General features: G+C 65.5%; 22 protein-coding genes and 1 pseudogene. 19 read left to right on the forward strand and 4 right to left on the reverse strand.

Annotated features, from left to right (window positions below; translation table 11 throughout):
• Window positions 1-8: 8 nt before the first annotated feature.
• Window positions 9-488, forward strand: a complete 480-nt coding sequence (locus ASG77_RS06715; protein WP_056342902.1) for a CinA family protein — start codon at window positions 9-11, stop codon at window positions 486-488.
• A 152-nt stretch (window positions 489-640) separates the two neighbouring features.
• Window positions 641-1,093 carry a helix-turn-helix domain-containing protein gene (locus ASG77_RS06720; protein ID WP_056342905.1) on the forward strand — a complete coding sequence of 151 codons (453 nt, stop codon included), beginning with the start codon at window positions 641-643 and terminating at the stop codon, window positions 1,091-1,093.
• Between the two features lie 74 nt (window positions 1,094-1,167).
• On the opposite strand, the gene ASG77_RS06725 is transcribed toward ASG77_RS06720, so the two are convergent.
• A complete protein-coding gene (locus tag ASG77_RS06725; protein WP_056342907.1) occupies window positions 1,168-1,737 on the reverse strand; it encodes a MarR family winged helix-turn-helix transcriptional regulator in 570 nt (189 codons plus the stop codon).
• Window positions 1,738-1,778: 41 nt separating this feature from the next.
• Here ASG77_RS06725 and ASG77_RS06730 point away from each other — a divergent pair, with 41 nt between their 5' ends.
• The 6 genes from ASG77_RS06730 to dapF all read left to right on the forward strand — a co-directional run bounded on the left by ASG77_RS06730 (window position 1,779) and on the right by dapF (window position 7,466).
• Window positions 1,779-2,003, forward strand: coding sequence for a DUF3046 domain-containing protein (locus ASG77_RS06730; RefSeq protein ID WP_056343046.1), 225 nt, complete (start codon window positions 1,779-1,781; stop codon window positions 2,001-2,003).
• Between the two features lie 234 nt (window positions 2,004-2,237).
• Window positions 2,238-3,296 (forward strand): recombinase RecA, encoded by a 1,059-nt coding sequence (gene recA, locus ASG77_RS06735; RefSeq protein WP_056342912.1) that lies wholly within the window; start codon window positions 2,238-2,240, stop codon window positions 3,294-3,296.
• 136 nt (window positions 3,297-3,432) lie between these two features.
• On the forward strand, window positions 3,433-3,987 hold the full coding sequence (locus ASG77_RS06740; protein ID WP_056343048.1) for a regulatory protein RecX: 555 nt from the start codon (window positions 3,433-3,435) through the stop codon (window positions 3,985-3,987).
• A gap of 77 nt (window positions 3,988-4,064) precedes the next feature.
• Window positions 4,065-5,612: a tRNA (N6-isopentenyl adenosine(37)-C2)-methylthiotransferase MiaB gene (miaB, locus tag ASG77_RS06745; RefSeq protein ID WP_156380199.1), complete on the forward strand. Its 1,548-nt coding sequence runs from the start codon at window positions 4,065-4,067 to the stop codon at window positions 5,610-5,612.
• A gap of 3 nt (window positions 5,613-5,615) precedes the next feature.
• On the forward strand, window positions 5,616-6,512 hold the full coding sequence (gene miaA / locus ASG77_RS06750) for a tRNA (adenosine(37)-N6)-dimethylallyltransferase MiaA (RefSeq protein WP_056342916.1): 897 nt from the start codon (window positions 5,616-5,618) through the stop codon (window positions 6,510-6,512).
• A gap of 9 nt (window positions 6,513-6,521) precedes the next feature.
• On the forward strand, window positions 6,522-7,466 hold the full coding sequence (dapF, locus tag ASG77_RS06755) for a diaminopimelate epimerase (RefSeq protein ID WP_056342919.1): 945 nt from the start codon (window positions 6,522-6,524) through the stop codon (window positions 7,464-7,466).
• Here dapF and ASG77_RS06760 read toward each other — a convergent pair.
• A complete protein-coding gene (locus tag ASG77_RS06760; protein ID WP_056342922.1) occupies window positions 7,447-8,061 on the reverse strand; it encodes a class I SAM-dependent methyltransferase in 615 nt (204 codons plus the stop codon). The genes dapF and ASG77_RS06760 overlap by 20 nt on opposite strands.
• Window positions 8,062-8,501: 440 nt before the next feature.
• Between ASG77_RS06760 and hflX the strand changes: the two genes are divergently transcribed.
• The gene (hflX, locus tag ASG77_RS06765) at window positions 8,502-10,067 is read left to right on the forward strand and encodes a GTPase HflX (protein WP_056342924.1); all 1,566 of its coding nucleotides are present in this window, start codon (window positions 8,502-8,504) and stop codon (window positions 10,065-10,067) included.
• Window positions 10,060-12,117, forward strand: a complete 2,058-nt coding sequence (locus ASG77_RS06770; RefSeq protein ID WP_056342927.1) for an ATP-dependent DNA helicase — start codon at window positions 10,060-10,062, stop codon at window positions 12,115-12,117. The genes hflX and ASG77_RS06770 overlap by 8 nt, the downstream gene beginning before the upstream one ends.
• 75 nt (window positions 12,118-12,192) lie before the next feature.
• On the opposite strand, the gene lexA is transcribed toward ASG77_RS06770, so the two are convergent.
• Window positions 12,193-12,939, reverse strand: a complete 747-nt coding sequence (gene lexA / locus ASG77_RS06775; protein WP_056342930.1) for a transcriptional repressor LexA — start codon at window positions 12,937-12,939, stop codon at window positions 12,193-12,195.
• A gap of 349 nt (window positions 12,940-13,288) precedes the next feature.
• Here lexA and ASG77_RS06780 point away from each other — a divergent pair, with 349 nt between their 5' ends.
• From ASG77_RS06780 to ASG77_RS06810, 8 genes are all read left to right on the forward strand, one after another.
• Window positions 13,289-13,729, forward strand: coding sequence for a LysM peptidoglycan-binding domain-containing protein (locus tag ASG77_RS06780; RefSeq protein WP_156380200.1), 441 nt, complete (start codon window positions 13,289-13,291; stop codon window positions 13,727-13,729).
• Window positions 13,730-13,807: 78 nt separating this feature from the next.
• On the forward strand, window positions 13,808-14,926 hold the full coding sequence (locus tag ASG77_RS06785) for a histidinol-phosphate transaminase (RefSeq protein WP_056342933.1): 1,119 nt from the start codon (window positions 13,808-13,810) through the stop codon (window positions 14,924-14,926).
• A gap of 81 nt (window positions 14,927-15,007) precedes the next feature.
• Complete coding sequence (hisB, locus tag ASG77_RS06790) at window positions 15,008-15,634, forward strand: imidazoleglycerol-phosphate dehydratase HisB (protein ID WP_056343053.1); 627 nt, start codon at window positions 15,008-15,010, stop codon at window positions 15,632-15,634.
• Window positions 15,631-16,362 (forward strand): imidazole glycerol phosphate synthase subunit HisH, encoded by a 732-nt coding sequence (hisH, locus tag ASG77_RS06795; RefSeq protein WP_056342935.1) that lies wholly within the window; start codon window positions 15,631-15,633, stop codon window positions 16,360-16,362. The genes hisB and hisH overlap by 4 nt, the downstream gene beginning before the upstream one ends.
• Complete coding sequence (locus ASG77_RS22190) at window positions 16,363-16,521, forward strand: hypothetical protein (protein WP_200950683.1); 159 nt, start codon at window positions 16,363-16,365, stop codon at window positions 16,519-16,521.
• A gap of 58 nt (window positions 16,522-16,579) precedes the next feature.
• Entirely contained in the window at window positions 16,580-17,326 is a 747-nt protein-coding gene (gene priA, locus ASG77_RS06800) for a bifunctional 1-(5-phosphoribosyl)-5-((5-phosphoribosylamino)methylideneamino)imidazole-4-carboxamide isomerase/phosphoribosylanthranilate isomerase PriA (protein WP_056342938.1), read from the forward strand.
• A 9-nt stretch (window positions 17,327-17,335) separates the two neighbouring features.
• On the forward strand, window positions 17,336-18,232 hold the full coding sequence (locus ASG77_RS06805) for an SseB family protein (RefSeq protein WP_056342942.1): 897 nt from the start codon (window positions 17,336-17,338) through the stop codon (window positions 18,230-18,232).
• A gap of 55 nt (window positions 18,233-18,287) precedes the next feature.
• Complete coding sequence (locus tag ASG77_RS06810) at window positions 18,288-19,592, forward strand: MFS transporter (RefSeq protein ID WP_056342945.1); 1,305 nt, start codon at window positions 18,288-18,290, stop codon at window positions 19,590-19,592.
• A gap of 177 nt (window positions 19,593-19,769) precedes the next feature.
• Here ASG77_RS06810 and ASG77_RS06815 read toward each other — a convergent pair whose 3' ends face one another.
• Window positions 19,770-20,156, reverse strand: a complete 387-nt coding sequence (locus ASG77_RS06815) for a DUF1844 domain-containing protein (RefSeq protein WP_056342948.1) — start codon at window positions 20,154-20,156, stop codon at window positions 19,770-19,772.
• Between the two features lie 387 nt (window positions 20,157-20,543).
• On the opposite strand from ASG77_RS06815, the pseudogene infC reads away from it, so the two are divergent.
• Window positions 20,544-20,945, forward strand: a pseudogene (gene infC, locus ASG77_RS22980) (translation initiation factor IF-3); the annotation flags it as partial.
• Window positions 20,946-20,976 lie beyond the last annotated feature (31 nt).

The following is a 20,976-nucleotide window of genomic DNA, read 5'->3' on the forward strand; positions in this document are numbered from 1 at the left end:
GAGCCGATGTGACCAACCTTCACCACCTGGCGGAACAGACAGTCAAAATGGCCCTGGAAACGGGCCGCACCGTCGCGACCGCGGAATCGCTCACTGCGGGAATGGTCAGCGCCGTCCTCGCCGACACAGCCGGAGCCTCAGGCATGCTCCAAGGCGGTGTGGTGGCCTACCAGAACTCCGTCAAAGTGGACGTCCTGGGTGTTCCGGCAGAGCTGCTGGCCGCCGCCGGATCCGTTGACGGTGCTGTCGCAGCGGCCATGGCGGCAGGGGCCAGGACCGCGCTAGGCGCCGACCTCGGCGTCGCCACCACGGGGGTAGCCGGCCCGGAGGAACATGACGGCAAAGCGGTGGGGACGGTGTTCATCGGGATTGCCACAGCGGCCGGTGCGTCCTACCTCGAGTACGGCTTCACGGGTAACCGGGCAGAGATCCGCGGACAGGCTTGCGGTGCCGCGTTGGAAAGCCTGATCGCGGCCCTATCTTCCTGAAGCTACCGGGCGTAAAGTTGCCGGGAACAAATCCCGGCGTCCATTAGTTATTACATTGTGTCGCTTCCGGATAGCGGAGGCGCCTAGGATGAATAAACCACCACGGTTCGCTCCACGGCGGACCGCACTTATGAGGGAGCAAGGCGATACAGATGGTAAAGCAGCCCGTATCCATAAACGGCGTTGTCCGCTGGAAGGATGTGGGCCTCGCCGATCAGGCCAAGAGCGAACAGAAGGAGCGCAAGATGGTTGTACTTCGTCACGAAATCGGTGATGTCCTGCGCGATGTACGCCAGCGCCAGGGACGCACGCTCCGCGAAGTTTCGCACAGTGCCCGTGTTTCCTTGGGCTACCTCAGCGAAGTAGAGCGCGGCCAGAAGGAAGCTTCATCAGAGCTCCTCTCCTCAATCTGCTCAGCCCTGGACGTGCCGCTGTCCAGCATGCTCAGGGAAGTCAGCGACCGTGTCGCCGTCGCCGAGGGCGTAGCCGTTCCGGACACCGTTCCCCAGGAATTCTCACAGCGCTACGGCCGCGACCTTGATCGTGATCTGAACGCTGAACTCAACAACGAACTGTCCAAGGGCCTGCTTTCCGGCGCACGGTAAGCCGTCCGCAGGAGCCAGACAGGAGTACAGCAAAGCCTCCGGCCATTGGCCGGAGGCTTTGCTGCGTGTGGCGGCTATTTTGCCGTGTCGCCGGCGGACGGGTCCTTCGCGAAACCGTCGAGCTCAAAGAGGGAGTTGAGCTTTGCCATGTATTCGGCGAGGGTCTGCAGTTCCCCGACCGGCCACTCACCGAGCCGCTCACGGAAATCCTGGCGGCGCGCATCCTGGACCTGATGCATCTTTTCCTCGCCCTTTTCGGTGAGGCGGATTGACTGCGCCCTTCCGTCCAGGGGGTCAGCTTCCTTGAACACCAGCCCGATGCTTTCCAGGAAAGCGATCTGGCGGCTGACGGATGGCTTGCCCACGCCGATGTTCAGGGCAAGGTCTGTCAACCGGATGGGTCCCTCGCGCCGGATGACCGAAAGCAGGCCGTAGGCCGCCGGTTCCATGTCCGGGTGCACCTGCCGCGAAAGCTGATGGGACACCGACCGGGCGCGCCGCCAAAAGAGACTGATTTGGTGTTCCACGGTGTTCAGGGCCTCATCGACGGTGTCCTTGTCGGTACCTGTCGCCGCGGGGGACGTCGCCGGAAGGCCGGTTTCGGGAAGGCCTGTCGCAGGAGGGCCGTCGGCAGGGTTGCTCATGGCAACAATTCTAGGGTCCGGGACCGTGAGAGACTCTATTGGTGCGGATCAGTGACTATTGGCGGCTTATGGACGACGAATTCGGGGCTGGCTACTCCCGGGTCTTGAGCAGCACCTTGGTCCTGGCCGGGGCCGGCGGGCGAACCGCCGACCAGGCCCTCGCGGCCGGAATGAGCCCCCGGCAGGTGTGGCTGGCCATCTGCGATGTCCAGGATGTGCCGCCGGAGCGGCGCCTGGGACGCGACGTCAAACCCCTGCGCGACTGACGCTGCCACCAACCGGATAGCGTTCCCCAGGCTCACGTGCGCCCTTTCTGCGCTGACACGCCGCCGGATCTGTTCGAATATCTGTTCGGGTAAAGCTATGCTTTTTCGTAGTGGGTTATCCACATAGGCGATGTCATCCGGCCAGAATGTCAGCGGGTGCCATTAGCGTCAGAGATGACCAAGAAATGGCCGCTGAGGCCACTCCAAAGCGAGAAAGCATTAGAGGTGTGAACCATGGCGGCAGCCCCGGATCGTCAAAAGGCGCTCGACGCAGCGCTGGCACAGATTGACAAGCAGTTCGGCAAGGGCTCGGTCATGCGACTGGGCGATGAGGTCCGTGCCCCCATCGAGGTCATCCCCACCGGATCCATCGCGTTGGACGTGGCCTTGGGAATTGGCGGCCTGCCCCGCGGCCGCGTCGTGGAGATCTACGGCCCGGAATCTTCGGGTAAGACCACCGTGGCCCTGCACGCCGTTGCCAACGCGCAGCGCCTGGGCGGCATTGCCGCCTTCATCGATGCCGAGCACGCCTTGGACCCCGAGTACGCCGCCAGGCTGGGCGTGGATACGGACGCCCTGCTGGTCTCGCAGCCGGATACAGGCGAGCAGGCCCTGGAAATCATGGACATGCTGATCGGCTCCGGCTCGCTGGACGTCATCGTCATCGACTCCGTTGCTGCCCTGGTGCCGCGTGCGGAAATCGAGGGCGACATGGGCGACAGCCACGTGGGTCTGCAGGCACGCCTCATGAGCCAGGCGCTGCGTAAGATCACCGGCCGCCTGAGCCAGACCAAAACCACCGCCATCTTCATCAACCAGCTCCGTGAAAAGATCGGCGTGTTCTTCGGTTCCCCGGAGACCACCACCGGCGGTAAGGCCCTTAAGTTCTACGCGTCCATCCGCATCGACGTCCGTCGGATCCAGACGCTCAAGGAAGGCGCCGACTCCGTCGGTAACCGCACCAAGGCCAAGATCGTCAAGAACAAGATGGCCCCGCCCTTCAAGATCGCCGAATTCGACATCATCTATGGCCAGGGCATTTCCCGCGAGGGCGGCATCATCGACATGGGCGTTGAGCACGGCATCATCAAGAAGTCGGGCTCGTGGTTCACGTACGACGGCGACCAGCTGGGCCAAGGAATGGAGAACTCCCGCCGGTTCCTGCGCGACAACCCCGAGCTGGCGACCGAACTGGAGCGCCTGATCAAGGAGAAGCTTGGTGTGGGGGTAGTCAAGCCCGCCGAAGCCGATGCCAAAGACACACCGAAGCTGAAGGCTGTTGACGGCTTCTAGGGACGCCCCTGACGTGAGGGCCGGGCAGAGCGCCGGATGGCGTGCGGCCGGGCAGGACACCGGATCGGGGCGACGGCAGCGGAGACGGGGCGGACGCCCCGGCTTCGGGCCGGACGGACCCGATCCGGATGCTGCCATCGCCGGAGACACCGACGCAAACCCAGGCGCCGAAGCGGATCCAGCGTCCGTCGCGCGGGCCATCGTGCTCCGGCAGCTGACCAGTTCGGCCAAGAGCCGGCTGCAGCTGGCTAGGAAACTGGCCGAGCGGAACATTCCGGAGGATGTGGCGGAAGCCGTCCTGGACCGCTTCCAGGAGGTCCGCCTCATTGACGATGCCGAGTTCGCCGACATGTGGGTGCGCAGCCGGTCGCAGTCCCGGAAGCTCGCCAAGGGGGCCCTCCGGCGCGAACTGGCGGACAAAGGAATTGACGCAGACACCGCTGCCGCCGCGCTGGAACAGCTTTCCGACGCGGACGAGGAAGTGTCTGCCCGGCTCCTGGTGGAGCGGAAGCTCCGGGCAGGCACGGATTTGTCGGACCGTGCTGAGCGGGACAAGATCACCCGGCGGCTGGCGTCAATGCTGGCCCGCAAGGGCTATCAGCCGTCGCAGGCGTTCCGGATCGTCGGAGAGGTGCTCGACGCACGTGCGGATAGCCAGGCAGAGCCACCGGACAGCCCGCTGCATCTGTAGGCCCGGTGAAGCGGTGCCCCAGCCGATACGGCAACCTGAGCGATCCCACAACCGTAGCGACCCGGTACCCTTAACAGGTGAGTTTGACCATTCCTTCCCCCGCATCCGGTACCGCCCCGTTAGCCGACCCAGCCCTCCAGCAGCCCCGTACCTATCAGGTGCGCACCTTCGGCTGCCAGATGAACGTGCATGATTCGGAGCGGATGGCCGGCATGCTCGAAGACGCGGGCTACGTACCGGCCAGCGGTGAGCAGGCCGACGTCGTGGTATTCAACACCTGCGCCGTTCGGGAAAATGCGGACAACAAGCTCTACGGCAACCTGGGCATGCTGGCGTCCGTCAAGGCCGCCAACCCCGGGATGCAGATCGCCGTGGGCGGCTGCCTGGCCCAGAAGGACCGCGAGACCATCCTCAAGAAGGCTCCCTGGGTGGATGCTGTCTTCGGCACCCACAACGTCGGAGCCCTTCCGGCACTGTTGGACCGGGCCCGGCACAACAACGAAGCCCAGCTGGAGATCCTCGAATCCCTGGACGTCTTCCCCTCCACGCTGCCCACCAAGCGTGACTCGGTCTATTCCGGCTGGGTTTCCATCTCGGTCGGCTGCAACAACACCTGCACGTTCTGCATCGTCCCGGCCCTGCGCGGGAAGGAAAAGGACCGCCGCCCGGGCGACATCCTGGCTGAAATCCAGGCCCTGGTGGATGACGGCGCCATCGAAGTCACCCTGCTGGGTCAGAACGTGAACTCATACGGTGTGGAGTTCGGCGACCGGCAGGCGTTCTCCAAACTCCTGCGCGCGTGCGGCGAAATCAAAGGCCTGGAACGGGTCCGCTTCACCAGCCCCCACCCCGCCGCGTTCACCGACGATGTCATAGACGCCATGGCCGAAACCCCCAACGTGATGCCGCAGCTGCACATGCCGCTGCAGTCCGGGTCCGACAAAGTCCTGAAGGACATGAAACGGTCCTACCGCTCCACCAAGTTTTTAGGCATCCTGGACAAGGTCCGCGAGAAGATCCCGCACGCCGCCATCTCCACTGACATCATTGTCGGCTTCCCCGGCGAAACCGAGGAAGACTTCCAGGCCACCCTTGACGTTGTGGAGCAGTCGCGCTTCGCCACGGCTTTCACCTTCCAGTACTCGAAGCGTCCGGGTACTCCCGCCGCAGACTTGCCGGACCAGCTTCCCAAGGCCGTGGTCCAGGAGCGATTTGAACGCCTGACCGCACTGCAGGACAGGATCGCCGCCGAGGAAAACGCCACGCAGCTTGGCCGCCGGGTAGAGGTGATGGTCACCGCCCACTCAGGGCGCAAGTCCGAAGAAACCCACCGGCTGTCGGGCCGGTCCCAGGACCAGCGGCTGGTGCACTTCTCCGTTCCCGAGGGGGCAGAGGTGCCGCGTCCGGGGGACCTGGTCACCGTCACAATCACCGAAGCCGCAGCCTTCCACCTCGTGGCCGACCCGTCGTTGCAGGACTACAGCCTGCGGCGTTCCCGCGCGGGGGACGCCTGGGACAGGTCGCAGGCAGATTCGTGCGGCGCTCCCGTGCCGGCTGCCGCAGGCGGCGCTGGCCGCACCGGAGTCTCGCTGGGGATGCCCACGCTGCCGGTACGGAGCCGCTGACCGGTGGTCCAGCCTCCGGTTATTGCTGTTGTTGGTCCCACGGGGTCAGGTAAGTCCGATCTAGCCGTGAACCTTGCCCTGGAGCTGGACGGCGAGGTCATCAATGCCGACGCCATGCAGTTCTATCGCGGGATGGACATAGGCACCGCCAAGATCACGCCGGCAGAGCGCAAGGGCGTTCCCCACCACCTTCTGGACATCCTGGACGTCACGGAGGAGGCCAGCGTTTCAGACTTCCAACAGCAGGCCCGGAGCATCGTCAGCGACATCCACGCGCGCGGCAAACGCGCCATTCTGGCGGGCGGTTCGGGTCTCTACGTGCGGGCTGCCCTCGACGTCCTCGAATTCCCCGGCACGGATCCTGTCCTCCGGCAGCGGCTCGAGGCTGAGCTCGCTGAAGCCGGCCAGGATGCCCTCCTGGCGCGGCTCCGGGACGTGGACCCGGTGTCCGCGGGCCGTGTCTCCGATGCGCGCCGCATCATCAGGGCGCTCGAAGTCCATCAGCTCACCGGCCGGCCCTTCAGTTCCTTTATGCCCCAGCGGGAGTATTTCCAGCCTGCCGTCCAGATCGGCCTTGCGGTGGACCGCGACGTCCTCCGTGAACGGCTGGCACTGCGGGTCCACAACATGGTGGACCAGGGGCTGTTGGGGGAAGTGCGCCGGCTGGACGCGGCGGGTCTCCGCGGCGGCAAAACTGCGCCGCGGGCCCTGGGCTATGCACAGTTCCTGAGAGTGCTCGACGGCGGCTCAACAGTTGCCGAGGCAGCCGAGGACACCATTGTGGCCACCCGGCAGTTCGCCAGACGCCAGCTCACGTGGTTCCGCGCCGATCCCCGCATCACTTGGCTGGACTGGGAGGCGCCGGATCTTGCGGCCCAGGCCGTGGCTCTCAGCCGGTAATCTAGGACCATGGACGCAACTCCCGCAGAGACCACAGAGCCCGTCTTCCGCACCTTGGGCGGACTCCGCTTCTCCAAGGGACACGGCACCGGCAACGACTTTGTGCTGGTCGCCGACCCCGACGGCGTCCACACCATCGACGCCGGCCAGGTAGCCGCCCTCTGCGACCGCCACCGCGGGATCGGCGGCGACGGACTGATCCGGGCCGTCCCGTCCCGGTACCTCTCCGAAGGCCGCGAGCTGTTGCTGAGCAGCCCCGAGGCCGAATGGTTCATGGACTACCGCAACGGCGACGGGTCGCTCTCGGAAATGTGCGGCAACGGGGTCCGCGTATTTGTGCACTTCCTGCGTGCCGAGGGCTTGGTTGACCTGCCCGACGGCGGCGCGCTCACCATCGGGACTCGCGGCGGCGTCAAGACCGTGGTCCGGACAGGGGACAGCTATGCGGTGGACATGGGGCCGTGGAAATTCATTTTCCCCGGCGACGCGACGGCGAAAGCCATGGACTCGCTGGTAACCGCAGACGGCCTGGAAGTGCCCCGCCCGGCCCTGTCAGTGAGCATGGGCAACCCGCACACCGTGGTGGCACTGGCTGAACTGTCCGAATTGGAAGCCACCAGGCTCTACACTGCTCCGAAGGTCGATCCGGTGCCGGCCAATGGAACCAACGTTGAATTCGTCGTGCCTGCCGAACCGCTGGTCCACAACGGGATCGGCACCATCACCATGCGCGTCCATGAGCGGGGTGTGGGCGAGACCCAGTCCTGTGGAACAGGGGCGTGCGCCGCCGCAGTGGCCATCCGGCACTGGGCCGGGGCGGAAGCACCGGACTCCTGGCAGGTCAACGTGCCGGGCGGCGTCGTCGGGGTCAAGTTCTTCGCCGGGGCGGGCGGGCACGAGCACGTCGAGCTCAGCGGGCCCGCCGTAATTGTGGCTACTGGGACGCTTTCCTGACCCGAAGGATGCGGAAGGACTTGGACGTGGACTCCCGGCTCACGGCGAAGGATGCATCCAGTTCCGTCGCGAGCCAGCGCTGAAGAGAATCCGAGCCCAGGTTTTTTTGGACCACCAGCCATGCGGAGCCGCCCGGCGCCAGCCGGGGCAGCCACAGCTTCAGGAGGCTGTGGAGTTCATCTTTGCCGATCCGGATTGGCGGATTGGACCAGATCGTGTCGAAGCGCAGGTCCGGGTCCACCGCCTCCGGCGTGCTGGCCAGCACGTTGCCCAGGCCCAGCAGGGCCGCATTCTCGTTGGTCAGCGTGATGCAGCGTTCGTTGACGTCCACGGCGTAGACCTTGGCGTGTTGCGCCCGCAATGCGAGGGTCAGGGCAATGGGCCCCCATCCACAGCCGATGTCAAGGAGGTTGCCTGTGGGGTCCGGGGCCGGCACCTCGGCCAGGAGCACCGCCGTCCCCTTGTCGATGCCGTCGGGGCTGAAGATGCCGCCGGACGTCTGCAGCGTGCGCGTCTGGCCGGCCAGTTCCACGGTGAGCGGCTTGCGGGTGAACGGCCCGGCGGGCGATGCGCTGAAATAATGTGCGGACTCCATAACTGGCCAGATTAGTTGGCCGGGGTGGACAATGCGAAACCGCGGGCACCGCTTCTGCTAATCTTGAACCCATGTTCTTGATCTTCGAGTAGCCGGCACGGCCGGTGTCCCTCCCGGACGCCGCCTGTTCCGAAGCCGTGCCCCGCAGCGATGCAGGTATTAACCTTCCGCGAGTGCGCCACATGCCAGGTCTTCCGTATCTGGTATGCCGCCGGGCAATCCTCGAGCGATCTGCCGCCGCCGGTCCTTGCTGTTTTGCCCGCGCTTTCCACCACTCCACGTATCCCCGGATGCGAAGACTCCCTGCGCGGCCCGGTCCTGACCGGCGCGCAGCAGACCAGGAGGCCCGGATGACTGCAAGCCGTCAGCCCAGCGCGAATACTTCACCACTGAACAACGATCGGCACTATTCTGAAAATGCCGAAACTTCAAAGGAGACCATGACCAGCCAGCCCAACCCCGGTTCAGATCCAGCAGCCCAGGACATGAGTCCCGAGGAGATCCAAGCTGTCATTGACCGGATTCTCGCCAAGGACGTACCGGCCAGGAACGTCACCGCCGCAGACGGTGACAAGGGCGTGTTCGGCAGGGCTCAGGCGATCTCCCGCTTGGACGACGAACACACCAGCTACGACGGCGACCAGCAGGACCGGGAGGAACGCCGGGCACTGAAGCGCGTGGCCGGGCTGTCCACTGAACTCGAAGACGTCACCGAAGTTGAATACCGGCAACTGCGGCTCGAACGTGTGGTCCTGGCCGGGCTATGGTCCGAAGGTACCTTGGCGGACGCGGAGAATTCCCTGCGTGAGCTCGCCGCCCTCGCCGAAACAGCAGGCTCGGAAGTCCTGGACGGGATGGTGCAGCGCCGTGCCAAACCGGACCCGGGCACGTTCCTGGGTTCCGGAAAGGCCCTTGAGCTCAAGGAAATCGTGATGGCCACCGGGGCTGACACCGTTGTGGTTGATGCCGAACTGGCACCGTCCCAGAGGCGTAGCCTTGAGGACATTGTCAAGGTCAAAGTCATTGACCGCACGGCCCTGATCCTGGACATCTTTGCCCAGCACGCCAAGAGCCGTGAAGGCAAGGCCCAAGTGGAACTGGCGCAGCTCGAATACCTCCTGCCACGCCTGCGTGGCTGGGGTGAATCGATGTCCCGCCAGGCCGGTGGCCAGGTGGGCGGCGCTGGCGCAGGCATGGGTTCGCGCGGACCGGGTGAAACAAAAATCGAACTGGACCGCCGCCGGATCCGGACCCGCATGGCCAAGCTACGGCGCGAGATCGCGGCAATGAAGCCGGCACGGGAAACCAAACGGGCCAACCGCCGTCGTAATTCAGTGCCCTCGGTTGCGATTGCCGGGTACACCAACGCCGGGAAGTCATCGCTGCTGAACAGGCTGACCGACGCCGGCGTGCTGGTGGAGAACGCACTGTTCGCCACACTGGATCCCACCGTGCGAAAGGCCGAGACCTCCGACGGCCTCGGGTACACCCTCGCGGACACCGTGGGTTTTGTCCGGTCGCTGCCCACGCAGTTGGTGGAGGCTTTCCGCTCCACGTTGGAGGAAGTGGCTGACGCGGATCTGATCCTGCACGTGGTGGACGTGTCCCACCCGGACCCCGAGGGCCAGATTGCTGCTGTCCGCAAGGTCTTCAGCGAAGTGGATGCCCGCAAGGTGCCAGAGATCATTGTCCTGAACAAGGCCGATGCCGCTGATCCGTTTGTGGTGGAGCGCCTCAAGCAGCGCGAGCCGCGCCACGTCGTGGTCTCGGCCCGCACCGGCCAGGGGATCGCCGAACTGCTGCGGGCCATCAGTGACGGGATTCCGCGGCCCGGCGTGAAGCTGGAGCTCCTGATTCCCTACGATCGCGGTGACCTGATCAGCAAACTGCACGAGACCGATGCCGAGATCCTGAGCCTGGATCACGGCGAGCACGGTACCCGCGCTTTGGTGATGGTGCGTGAGGGCCTTGCGGCTGAACTGGAATCCTTCATCAACCATGACTGAAGTTGTGGCGGGGGAAATCAAAGGTACGGCCGGCGAACAGTTCGTGATCGAACTGCTCGACCGCGCCGTGGCCGGCATGGGCGGTCAAAGCCGCAGCGGGCAGCACGAGATGGCCAGGCAGGTGGCCAGGGCCATCGAAACCGGCGACCACCTCCTGGTTCAGGCCGGAACGGGGACCGGAAAGTCGCTGGCCTACCTGATTCCGCTCATTGCGCACTCGCTCGTGAGCCACAAGCCCACCCTGGTGTCCACAGCCACGCTTGCGCTGCAGACCCAGATTGTGGGCCGCGACCTTCCCCGGCTCCTGAAGACGATCACCCCTGCCCTGGACCGCCCGGTCAAGGTGGCCCTGGTCAAGGGCCGCTCCAACTATGTCTGCCAGCACAAGCTCGAAGGCGGGTTCCCCTCCGAGGAACCCGCCGAGGGCCAGCTGTTCTCCCTCGGCGAAGACACCAGCGTCCCGCATTTCGCCGCCGCATTGGGCGGGCCGTCGTCCCAGCTCGGCAAGGAAGTGGTGCGCCTGCGCGAGTGGGCGGAGAAGACCACCACGGGCGACCGTGACGAACTCCTGCCCGGCGTTACTGACCGGGCCTGGCGGCAGGTTTCGGTGACGTCCATGGAATGCCTGGGGGCCCAAAAATGCCCCATGGCAGCCGAATGCTTCAGCGAACTGGCGCGCCACAACGCCGCCGAGGCCGACGTTGTGGTGACCAACCACGCCATGCTCGCCGTCAGCGCCTTTGAAGGCCTGGCAGTGCTTCCCGAATACGACGTTGTGGTGGTGGACGAGGCCCACGAACTGCAGGACCGCGTCACCGGTGCGGTGTCGGGGCAACTCTCCGTGGCAATGGTCCACGCTGCCGCATCCGGCGCACGGAAACACACGGCCATCACCGTGGATGCCCTCAACGCAGCGGCCGCCAACCTGGAACTCGCCTTGGCCGGCGTGCCCAACGGGCTGCTCCCGAACGGCCTCAACGACGAACAGCTGGATTGTGTGGACCAGTTGCGTGAGGCCTGCCGCGCTGCACTGTCCGATTCCAAGGGGGACGGCAGCCAAACGGCCGACGGCGGGCGGCAGCTCGCGCGCTCACGCCTGATGCTGATCCTCGAGCTGTGTGAGCGGCTGATCGTGGCCCGTGATAACCGCGAAGTGGTGTGGTTCTCCCGTGCAAGTTCCTTCGATCCGCAACAGGGCTATGCGCAGCCCGACGACTCTGCGCCGGTCCTGGTCAACATCGCGCCGCTTAGCGTTGCCGGCAAGCTCCGCGAAGGGCTGTTCGCCGGCCACACGGTTGTGCTGACCTCGGCAACCCTGGCCATCGGCTCAGCCTTTGAACCGACCGCCGGCGGCTTGGGACTGGTGGGAGAGGGCGCGCCCAGCTGGAGCGGGATCGATGTCGGATCGCCCTTTGACTACCCCAAACAGGGGATCCTCTACGTCGCAGGGCACCTCCCCAAGCCGGGCCGCGGGGCGTCGCCGGAGGCCCTCGATGAACTCGAGGCGCTGATCCGCGCGTCCGGCGGCGGCGCCCTGTGTCTGTTTTCGTCCCGCCGAGCCGCCGAGGAGGCCGCTGAAGCGATGCGTCCCCGGCTTGGCCTCAGCATTCTCTGCCAGGGCGACTCCACCATGACGGCCCTCGTGAAGCAGTTCGCGGACGAGCCCGATACCTGCCTGTTCGGCACCATGTCCCTGTGGCAGGGCGTTGATGTTCCGGGTGGATCATGCCGGCTGGTGGTGATCGACCGCATCCCGTTCCCGCGGCCGGATGACCCGCTGATGACCGCACGGTCCCGCGCCGTTGCGCAGGCCGGCGGAAACGGCTTTATGGCGGTATCGGCGACCCACGCGGCCATCCGCCTGGCCCAGGGCGCGGGAAGGCTGATCCGTTCCACCGGAGACAAAGGCGTGGTGGCCGTGCTTGATTCCCGGCTTGCCACCGAGCGCTACGCCGGATTCCTCCGCGCCGCGCTGCCGCCGTTCTGGCCCACCACCGACCGCAAGACGGCGTTCGCCGCCCTGGAAAGGCTGGCAGGGAAGGGAGCCTGACTGCGCGCGGATACCTGCGAGGGTCCTACAAGCCAGGGCCCGTCCTGGCCAGCGCGTGCAGCGCCAGCTGGCGTCCTATAGCGACCGCAGGACCGAGACGACCTTGCCCATGATCGTGGCGTGATCGCCCAGAATGGGCTCGTACTGGGTGTTCTGCGGCAACAGCCATGTGTGGCCATCGCGCTGACGGAAAGTCTTCACGGTGGCTTCATCGTCCAGCAGGGCCGCGACAATATCGCCGTTGGAGGCGTCGGCCTGGCGCCGGACCACCACCCAGTCGCCGTCGCAGATGGCAGCATCCACCATGGAGTCGCCGGCCACGCGCAGCATAAACAGCTCACCCTGGCCCACGAGCTGCCGGGGCAGAGGCATCACATCTTCCACCACCTGGTCAGCAAGGATGGGCCCGCCGGCCGCGATCCGGCCCACCAGCGGCACCATGGCGGTGTCCATGGCAGAGGGCAGTTCGGTGACCGTTCCGCCGATGCCCTGCAGCACTGAGGGCTTGGTTGTCCCATTGGACTTTGTGGACCCGCCGTCGAGCGTCAACGGCATCAGGACTTCCATGGCGCGGGGACGCTTGGGGTCCCGGCGAAGGTATCCCAGCTTCTCCAGCTGTGAGAGCTGGTGGGTCACGCTCGACAAACTCGCCAGGCCCACGGTGTCACCGATTTCACGCATCGACGGCGGATAGCCGTTGTCATTCACCGAGCGCTGGATGGTTTCAAGGATCTTCTTCTGGCGGGCGGTGAGCCCCTTCGGGGTCCGTGGGGGCTGGCGGCGCTGCGGTGTCGCCTTGCCCTCGGCGGCTGGTGCTGCCATGTTCGCCAATGCCTTTCGGTTGCCCGGATCCGCTCCGGCCGCTGGTGCCTGGAACGCCCCGGGGCTGGTGTCGGAGTTGATTGTCAGACCCTGCTGATCAACTACGGAGGTGGTTGTTCTTTGATCCAAACGTAGGCCAGCCGCAGGGCTTTTTCAAACATTTGTTCTAGCGAGTCTCGACAATATTCGTTGATAAGTGCTAAAAATGAAGAAGCAAAGTTCGAACATGTGTTCTACTCGTTGCTTGCGGATTCGAATATTCGAATTTATGGACGGCCCAGGCCGGCACCGGCAAGTGGACGCGGAGGGCGCGCCGGGCAGCACAGTATGGTCCAGGAGGGCTCATTTCATGTCAGCTATATCTGCTTCGCAGGACTCGCGTCCACAGTTCATTTCCGTGCAGGACCTCACCTCGCGGCAGTGGTCCGCACCCGTGTCGACGTTGGGTTCGGCGTCCAGGCAGCGCTCGGAATCCCTGCCGCCGCTGCGCCTGACCCGCAGGGGCCGGATTGTCCTCATCGGCATCCCGCTGGTGATCCTTGCCGCAATCCTGCTTTCGCTGGCAGGTTTCCTCAACGCCCCGGCAAAGGCGGCCGACTCTGCCGCCGACCTGTCGTTGACGCCAACAGTCTCGGTCACAGTGCAGGCCGGGCAGTCCCTCTGGGCCATCGCCAGTATCGTTGCGCCCGAGCGTGATCCCCGTGATGTCATCGCGGATATTGCTCAGTTGAACAACCTTTCCACCGGCGGCGTAGTCCCCGGACAGCAGCTCTTCGTCCCCACCAAGTAGGGAGGCTGTAGTCTCTGGAGCGTGCCGCCGCAGGCCGTCACATTTTCCGGCCGTCTGCTTCGGACCTAAACTGTTCAGGTGAATGACCAGCTAGAGCGTCTGAACAGACTTCCCCTCCGGACCAACCTCCGCGGACTGACCCCGTACGGTGCCCCGCAGTTGGATGTACCTATCCTGCTGAACGTCAACGAAAACACCCATGGAGTCCCGGCGGATGTCCGGGCCGCGATCAGTGTGGCCGTGACGGAAGCCGCGGCAGGCCTCAACCGCTACCCGGACCGTGAGTTCACCGAACTCCGGGAAGCGCTGGCCGAATACCTCGGCCACGGTCTTGATGCCACCAACATTTGGGCAGCCAACGGCTCCAATGAGGTCCTCCAGCAGATCCTCCAGGCTTTCGGCGGACCCGGGCGCACGGCCCTGGGATTCCCGCCCACGTATTCCATGTACCCGCTCCTGGCCAGCGGCACGGACACCGGGTACATCACCGGACAGCGCGCCGATGACTACGGGCTCAGCGCCGAATCGGCTGCTTTGCAGGTCAAAGAGCTTCAGCCCAACATCGTTTTCCTGTGCTCACCGAACAACCCCACCGGCACGGGCCTGGGCCTGGACGTTGTGGAGGCTGTGTACGCGGCCGGCGAGGTCAGCCAGACCATCGTGATCGTTGACGAGGCGTACCACGAGTTCGCCCACGATGGAACGCCCAGCGCCCTCACGTTGCTGCCCGGCCGGGAACGCCTTATTGTGTCCCGCACCATGAGCAAGGCGTTCGCCCTCGCGGGTGCCCGCCTGGGCTACATGGCCGCCGCCCCCGAAGTTACGGACGCACTCCGCCTGGTGCGGCTGCCGTACCACCTCTCGGCCATCACCCAGGCAACAGCCCTCGCCGCCCTCCAGCACCGCACTGCCCTGATGGCCGACGTCGAGGACATCAAGGAACAGCGCGACCGCATCGTCTCGGAGCTGACCCGCATGGGCCTCAAGCCGGCCGCCTCCGATTCGAACTATGTCTTCTTCGGCGGCCTCCACAACCCGCACGACGTCTGGCAGCGGTTGCTGGACGACGGCGTGCTGATCCGTGACGTGGGCATCCCCGGCCACCTGCGTGTCACGGCGGGCACTGAGACGGAGACCACAGCGTTCCTGACATCGCTGGAACGCATCCTGGCCAGCCAGGCCACGCTGCCCGCCTAAACTTGAAGTATCGGCGCCCCCGCGCGCCGGCACGTCTCCTTCGCTTACGCACCACTGACTTCGCTTAAAGGACATATGACCATGAGTTCCACCGGATCGAACGCTGCCGAGCCCCGGACCGCACGCATGGAGCGTGCCACCAGTGAATCGTCAGTCCTCGTGGAGATCAACCTGGACGGCACGGGCGTATCGGACATCGATACGACGGTCCCGTTCTACGACCACATGCTGACGGCACTGTGCAAGCACTCGCTCATTGACATGACGGTCAAGGCCACCGGTGACACCCACATTGACGTCCACCACACGGTGGAGGACGTCGCCATCACGTTCGGCGAAGTTCTGCGCACCGCCCTGGGCAACAAGGCCGGGATCCGCAGGTTCGGCGAGGCCACCGTGCCCCTCGATGAAGCCCTGGCGCACGCTGTGGTCGACGTCTCGGGCCGCCCCTACCTGGTGCACGGCGGCGAGCCTGCCGGGCAGGAATACCACCTGATCGGCGGCCACTTCACGGGGTCCCTGACCCGCCACGTCTTTGAGGCCATCACCCTTCATGCCGGCATCTGCCTCCACATGAACGTCATCGCGGGCCGCGACCCGCACCACATCGTGGAAGCGCAGTTCAAGGCCTTCGCCCGCGCCCTGCGTGCTGCGGTCGAACCCGACCCCCGTGTTGAGGGGATTCCGTCCACCAAGGGTGCCTTGTGAGCGGCCAGATTCTCCGGGACGGCGCCGTCATCGATCCGGCCGCGGGCAAGAAGCCCGTATCGCCCGAGGGCAAGCCCACGGTCACCGTCCTGGACTATGGTTCCGGAAACGTCCGCTCCGCCGTGCGCGCCCTGGAGCGGGCCGGGGCCGAGGTCATCCTCAGCTCCAAGCCCGAGGACGTGCTTAATGCCGACGGCCTGGTAGTACCAGGCGTCGGCGCCTTCGAGACCGTTATGCGTGAGCTCAAGGCCGTGGACGGCATCCGCCTGATCGGCAGGCGCGTGGCCGGGGGCAGGCCGGTCCTGGCAATCTGCGTGGGCCTGCAGGTCCTGTTCGAGGCCGGAGTGGAGCACGGGACAGAAGCCGAAGGCATGGGGGAGTGGCCCGGCAAGGTGGAGCTGCTTCCCGCCGAGGTGGTACCGCACATGGGCTGGAACACTGTGGACGTACCGGAAGGATCCAAGCTCTTCGCCGGCGTTGCCGACCAGCGCTTCTACTTCGTTCACTCCTATGGTGTCCAGGAGTGGGACTTCGACGTGATCCAGCCCCGGATGACCGCACCTCTGGTGACCTGGTCGGAGCACGGCGCCCGCTTTATCGCCGCTGTGGAGAATGGACCGCTCTGCGCTACGCAGTTCCACCCCGAAAAATCCGGCGACGCCGGTGCACGGTTGCTGCGCAACTGGGTGGACGGTCTTCGCAAGCCAGCTGCCACGGACGCCGCCTAGATGTGGTCGATAGTCCTGATGGGCCTGGCCGGTGTCCTGGTGGGCGGCGCACTGTCCTTCAGGCAGCAGCACAAACCGCTGTGGACCCAGGTGGGCTTCTGCGTCCTGGCCGGCATGGCGCTGCTGGCCGCCTACCTGCTGACGCTTCCTGGAACCTAGCCCCACGCATTCACCAGTTCCCCTTCCACGAGCAACCCAACACCCATGAGGATTTGAGATGACCACCGCAACCGATCTGCCGGTTCTTGAACTGCTGCCCGCCGTCGACGTCGTAAACGGACAGGCCGTGCGGCTGGTCCAGGGAGAGGCCGGCAGCGAGACCAGCTACGGCACACCGCTGGAGGCAGCCCTCAACTGGCAGCAGCAGGGCGCCGAATGGGTACACCTGGTGGACCTCGACGCCGCGTTCGGCCGAGGCTCGAACGCCGAGCTGCTCCGTGAAGTGGTGGGCCGGCTCGACATCAAGGTGGAGCTGTCCGGGGGACTCAGGGACGACGAATCCCTCGAGGCGGCGCTGGCCCTCGGTGTTGCCCGCGTCAACCTGGGCACAGCGGCGCTGGAAAACCCCGAGTGGACCCGCAGTGCCATCGACCGCTTTGGCGACAGGATCGCCGTCGGCCTCGACGTCCGCGGAACCACGCTGGCAGGCCGCGGATGGACAAAAGAAGGCGGCGACCTCTGGGAGGTCCTGGATCGGCTCGAAGAAGCCGGGTGCTCCCGGTACGTTGTGACTGACGTGACGAAAGACGGCACACTGCAGGGTCCCAACGTTGAACTCCTGCGCCAGATGGTGGAGAAGACCGGCAAACCGGTGGTCGCCTCCGGCGGCATCTCCAGCCTTGACGACTTGAAAGTGCTGCGCTCCCTGGTGCCGCTGGGCGTGGAAGGCGCGATTGTGGGCAAGGCGCTGTACGCCGGTGCCTTCACACTCCCCGAAGCACTCGACGTCGCCGGCCGCCGTTAGGCAGTTTCCGTGGACAGCACGCATAACGCCGATCCGGCAGCGGAATCGCCGCCGCCGCGCCATCTGCCCGGGCACATTGCGGCGGCTTTGGCGGGCGCGGGCGGCCGTACTGACTCGGCTGGCCAGCCGTGGGAAGGCCGGAGCCTCGCCGGGGACGACGGCAGGATCCACAACTTCGGGGATGACGACGGCACGGCCGACGCCGGCTACCTCGCCGCCGTCGCGGCCCTGGTTGACGGCAACGGCAACGAAGCGGCTGTGGTGGCCTCGCTGGCCACCGCCCGGGTCTTTATCCCGATCATCGCCCAGCTCGGCGAGGAAGCGGCCGGCGTCGACGGCCTGGCGGCGGACAAGCAGGCTGACATGGCGCTGGTCACCCTGAAGGCCGCCGACGGCCGGACGGCCATGCCGGCCTTCACGTCGGCGAATGCCTTGGCTGCCTGGCACCCCGAAGCCCGGCCCGTTGCGGTGTACGCAGCCCGGGCCGCCCTCTCAGCCGTGGCCGAGGGGGCCGAGTTACTGGTGCTCGATCCGGGCTCGGAGGTCACGTTCGTGGTTCGGCGGCCCGCCGTCTGGGCGCTGGCCCAACAACGGGAGTGGATCCCTTCCTACACAGATGCGGCGTTGGCAGCCGAGATGGCTGAGGTAACGGCCGCCTTCCCTGCGGTGCGCAAGCTTGCCCTCCTCCCGGGTTCCGGCGTCGCCGTCCGCACCGGCACGGGTGCCACGCTCCCAGGGGGCGGTGCCGGACCGGAACTTCAGGTGCTGCTCCACCTTGAGGATGGGTTGGACGCTGCGGCAGTCCAGGACCTGGTGTCCGCGCTCCAGCAGGCATGGTCCCGGAATGTATTGTTTGGAGAGCGTGTCGACTCGATCGAAATCAAGTTGCGGCGCGCAGCACAATAGCTGACGGTTGGCGCGGAGATCCCGGGTTGCCGCGGGCAGACCCAAAGGATTTTCCGTGAACTTCGCTCTTTACCGGGAGCTGCTGGCCCACCGGCCCATCCGGCGGCTGCTGCTGGTCGGCATGATCGCCCGCATCCCCCACTCCGCGGCAGGCGTGCTGCTGACCCTGCACATCGTGCTGACCCTGGACCAGGGCTACGCAGCGGCCGGTGCCGCAGCGGCTGTTATGACCATCGGCATTGCCGTTGGCGCACCATGGCGCGGCCGGCGCGTGGACACTGTTGGCCTGCGCCGGGCGCTGATTCCGTCAGTGGTGTCAGAGGCCCTCATCTGGTCCATGGTGCCGCACGTGTCCTACCAGTGGCTGCTTCCGCTGGTGTTCGTCGGCGGCCTGCTGACGTTGCCGATCTTCAGTGTGATCCGCCAGTCCCTGGGCGTCCTCGCGGACGGCGACCAGCGGCGGACCGCTTTTGCGCTGGACTCGATCGCCACGGAGATGGTGTTTATGATCGGGCCTGCCGCCGGAGCCGTTGTGGCCACCAGCGGCTTCACCGTTCTGGGACTCACCGTGGTGGGCGTTTCCACGTCACTGGCCGGATTGTTCCTCATGTGGTTTAACCCGCCTACTCGAAGTGCCACGCAGACTGAGGAGTGCCAGGCAGACCAGCGCCACGCCGCGGAAGTGGCTGTGGTTTCCGCCGCACCGGCACACCTCCAGGAAGCAGCGGCAGACCTCGTCCCGGCAGGGGCAGAACGCACCCGTAGCGGGCCGGCGGGGCTGCGCGGCAAGGTGGCCCACAACTTCGCCTGGCTCACGGCCACTGTAGCGGCCGTATTCGCCGTGGCGGCTGGAACCGGCATGGTGCTCAGCGGCACGGACGTTGGCATTGTTGCTGCCCTGGAAACAGGCGGGCACCAGGGCGAAATCGGCATTGTGTTCCTCTTTTGGTGCGCCGCATCGGTGGTCGGCGGACTGGTCTACGGGGCCATGCACCGTCCAGTTTCGCCGATCCTGCTGCTGCTGGGGATGGCGGCCCTGACTATCCCGATGGGCTTCGCCCAGGACACCTGGACACTGGCCTTCGTCTCGATCCTTCCGGGCCTTTTGTGCGCCCCCGTCCTGTCGGCCGCCTCCGAACATGTGGCAGACCTGGTGGCGGAGGACCGCCGCGGCGAGGCAATGGGCTGGTACGGTTCTGCGCTGACTGCCGGCGTGGCGCTCGGGGCGCCCCTTGCCGGGATTTTCATCGACGGGATAGGACCATCCGGCGGCTTTGTGTCCGTGGGCGTGGCCGGCGTTCTGTTCTGCCTGGTGGGACTGCTGCTCCAGGCCCACCGACGCCGGCGCGCCGCCGCCTGATGTAAGTCCCATCGATTGCTCCGGCACGGCCCTTTTGGGCCTTCAAAACGGCGGCTGCGGAGCAACCGATGAGACGGGCGGCCCGGCGTACCGCTGACTGAACGACGACGGCGGCGGAGGGTCCGTGTGGACCGTCCGCCGCCGTCGTCGTACTTTGTGAAGTTTGCTGTTTTGGGTCTAGTTGACGGCGCCGGTGTACTTCTCGCCCGGGCCCTTGCCCGGGGCATCCGGGATGATGGACTCCTCGCGGAACGCGAGCTGCAGGGAACGCAGGCCATCGCGCAATGGGCCGGCGTGCTGGGATCCGATTTCGGGGGCCGCTGAGGTCACCAGTCCGGCAAGGGCGGTGATGAGCTTGCGGGCCTCGTCCAGGTCCTTGAGTTCCTCCGCATTGTCCTCGGCGGCGAGGCCCAGCTTGACCGCGGCTGCGCTCATCAGGTGCACTGCGGCCGTGGTGATGACCTCGATGGCCGGCACCTCCGAGATATCGCGGATTTGCTGGGTCACGTCAGCCTTGGCGGCCGGGGCCTCGAAAACGTGTGAATTACTGTCTGGGGTGCTCATACTGGTAAGCTTGTCACAGACCGACTGGATGTCGTTATTTCGCTGTGGAAGGTCCCACCAACGCCTAGCTGCGTTAGGCGGGATTTTTTCTGTAGAATGACATGCAGTTTGCAAGCGGAGTACTCTCCCACCCGCGTCAGCCGTTTTCCCGCCGGAAGCAATTCCTGAGGAAGCAAGGTTGCCGGGTACCGGTCGGACAGTTCTTTCAGGCGTTGAGCCTGGGGAAGTGCGCACTGCCTCTGCTGAGGACCGTGCATCCGATCATCGAGGCCTTCGATTGCTCCGGCAATTGGGGGCCTTCTCTATTTGCCGGTGGAATACCACATCAATCACAGGAGCTTTAACATTAGCGAGCCAAGAATCAATGAGCGTATCCGCGTCCCCGAGGTGCGGTTGGTCGGTCCTGCAGGTGAACAGGTAGGAATCGTCCGTATTGACGATGCCCTGCGTTTGGCTGCCGAGTCCGATCTTGATCTCGTTGAAGTTGCACCGCAGGCCAAGCCTCCGGTGTGCAAGCTGATGGACTTCGGCAAGTACAAGTACGAGGCCGCCGTCAAGGCACGTGAAGCACGGAAGAACCAGACCAACACGGTTCTGAAGGAAATCCGCTTCCGCCTCAAGATTGACACCCACGACTACGAGACCAAGCGCGGCCATGCACTGCGCTTCCTCGGTGCCGGTGACAAGGTCAAGGCCATGATCCAGTTCCGTGGCCGTGAGCAGCAGCGTCCGGAAATGGGCATCCGCCTGCTCCAGCGCTTCGCTGACGATGTCGCCGAAGTGGGCGTTGTGGAGTCCAGCCCCCGCATCGATGGCCGCA

It is taken from the genome of Arthrobacter sp. Soil762 (assembly GCF_001428335.1).
GTDB lineage: Bacteria > Actinomycetota > Actinomycetes > Actinomycetales > Micrococcaceae > Arthrobacter.

What these genes read in the sequence shown, in the direction of transcription:
- ASG77_RS06780 (WP_156380200.1), top strand. Translation starts at nt 13,289, where the DNA reads ATGTCAGCTATATCTGCTTCGCAGGACTCGCGTCCACAGTTCATTTCC.
- ASG77_RS06815 (WP_056342948.1), bottom strand. Translation starts at nt 20,156, where the DNA reads ATGAGCACCCCAGACAGTAATTCACACGTTTTCGAGGCCCCGGCCGCC.
- dapF (WP_056342919.1), top strand. Translation starts at nt 6,522, where the DNA reads ATGGACGCAACTCCCGCAGAGACCACAGAGCCCGTCTTCCGCACCTTG.
- priA (WP_056342938.1), top strand. Translation starts at nt 16,580, where the DNA reads ATGACCACCGCAACCGATCTGCCGGTTCTTGAACTGCTGCCCGCCGTC.
- hflX (WP_056342924.1), top strand. Translation starts at nt 8,502, where the DNA reads ATGACCAGCCAGCCCAACCCCGGTTCAGATCCAGCAGCCCAGGACATG.
- ASG77_RS06725 (WP_056342907.1), bottom strand. Translation starts at nt 1,737, where the DNA reads ATGAGCAACCCTGCCGACGGCCCTCCTGCGACAGGCCTTCCCGAAACC.
- ASG77_RS06720 (WP_056342905.1), top strand. Translation starts at nt 641, where the DNA reads ATGGTAAAGCAGCCCGTATCCATAAACGGCGTTGTCCGCTGGAAGGAT.
- hisB (WP_056343053.1), top strand. Translation starts at nt 15,008, where the DNA reads ATGAGTTCCACCGGATCGAACGCTGCCGAGCCCCGGACCGCACGCATG.
- ASG77_RS22190 (WP_200950683.1), top strand. Translation starts at nt 16,363, where the DNA reads ATGTGGTCGATAGTCCTGATGGGCCTGGCCGGTGTCCTGGTGGGCGGC.
- ASG77_RS06760 (WP_056342922.1), bottom strand. Translation starts at nt 8,061, where the DNA reads ATGGAGTCCGCACATTATTTCAGCGCATCGCCCGCCGGGCCGTTCACC.
- ASG77_RS06770 (WP_056342927.1), top strand. Translation starts at nt 10,060, where the DNA reads ATGACTGAAGTTGTGGCGGGGGAAATCAAAGGTACGGCCGGCGAACAG.
- recA (WP_056342912.1), top strand. Translation starts at nt 2,238, where the DNA reads ATGGCGGCAGCCCCGGATCGTCAAAAGGCGCTCGACGCAGCGCTGGCA.
- lexA (WP_056342930.1), bottom strand. Translation starts at nt 12,939, where the DNA reads ATGGCAGCACCAGCCGCCGAGGGCAAGGCGACACCGCAGCGCCGCCAG.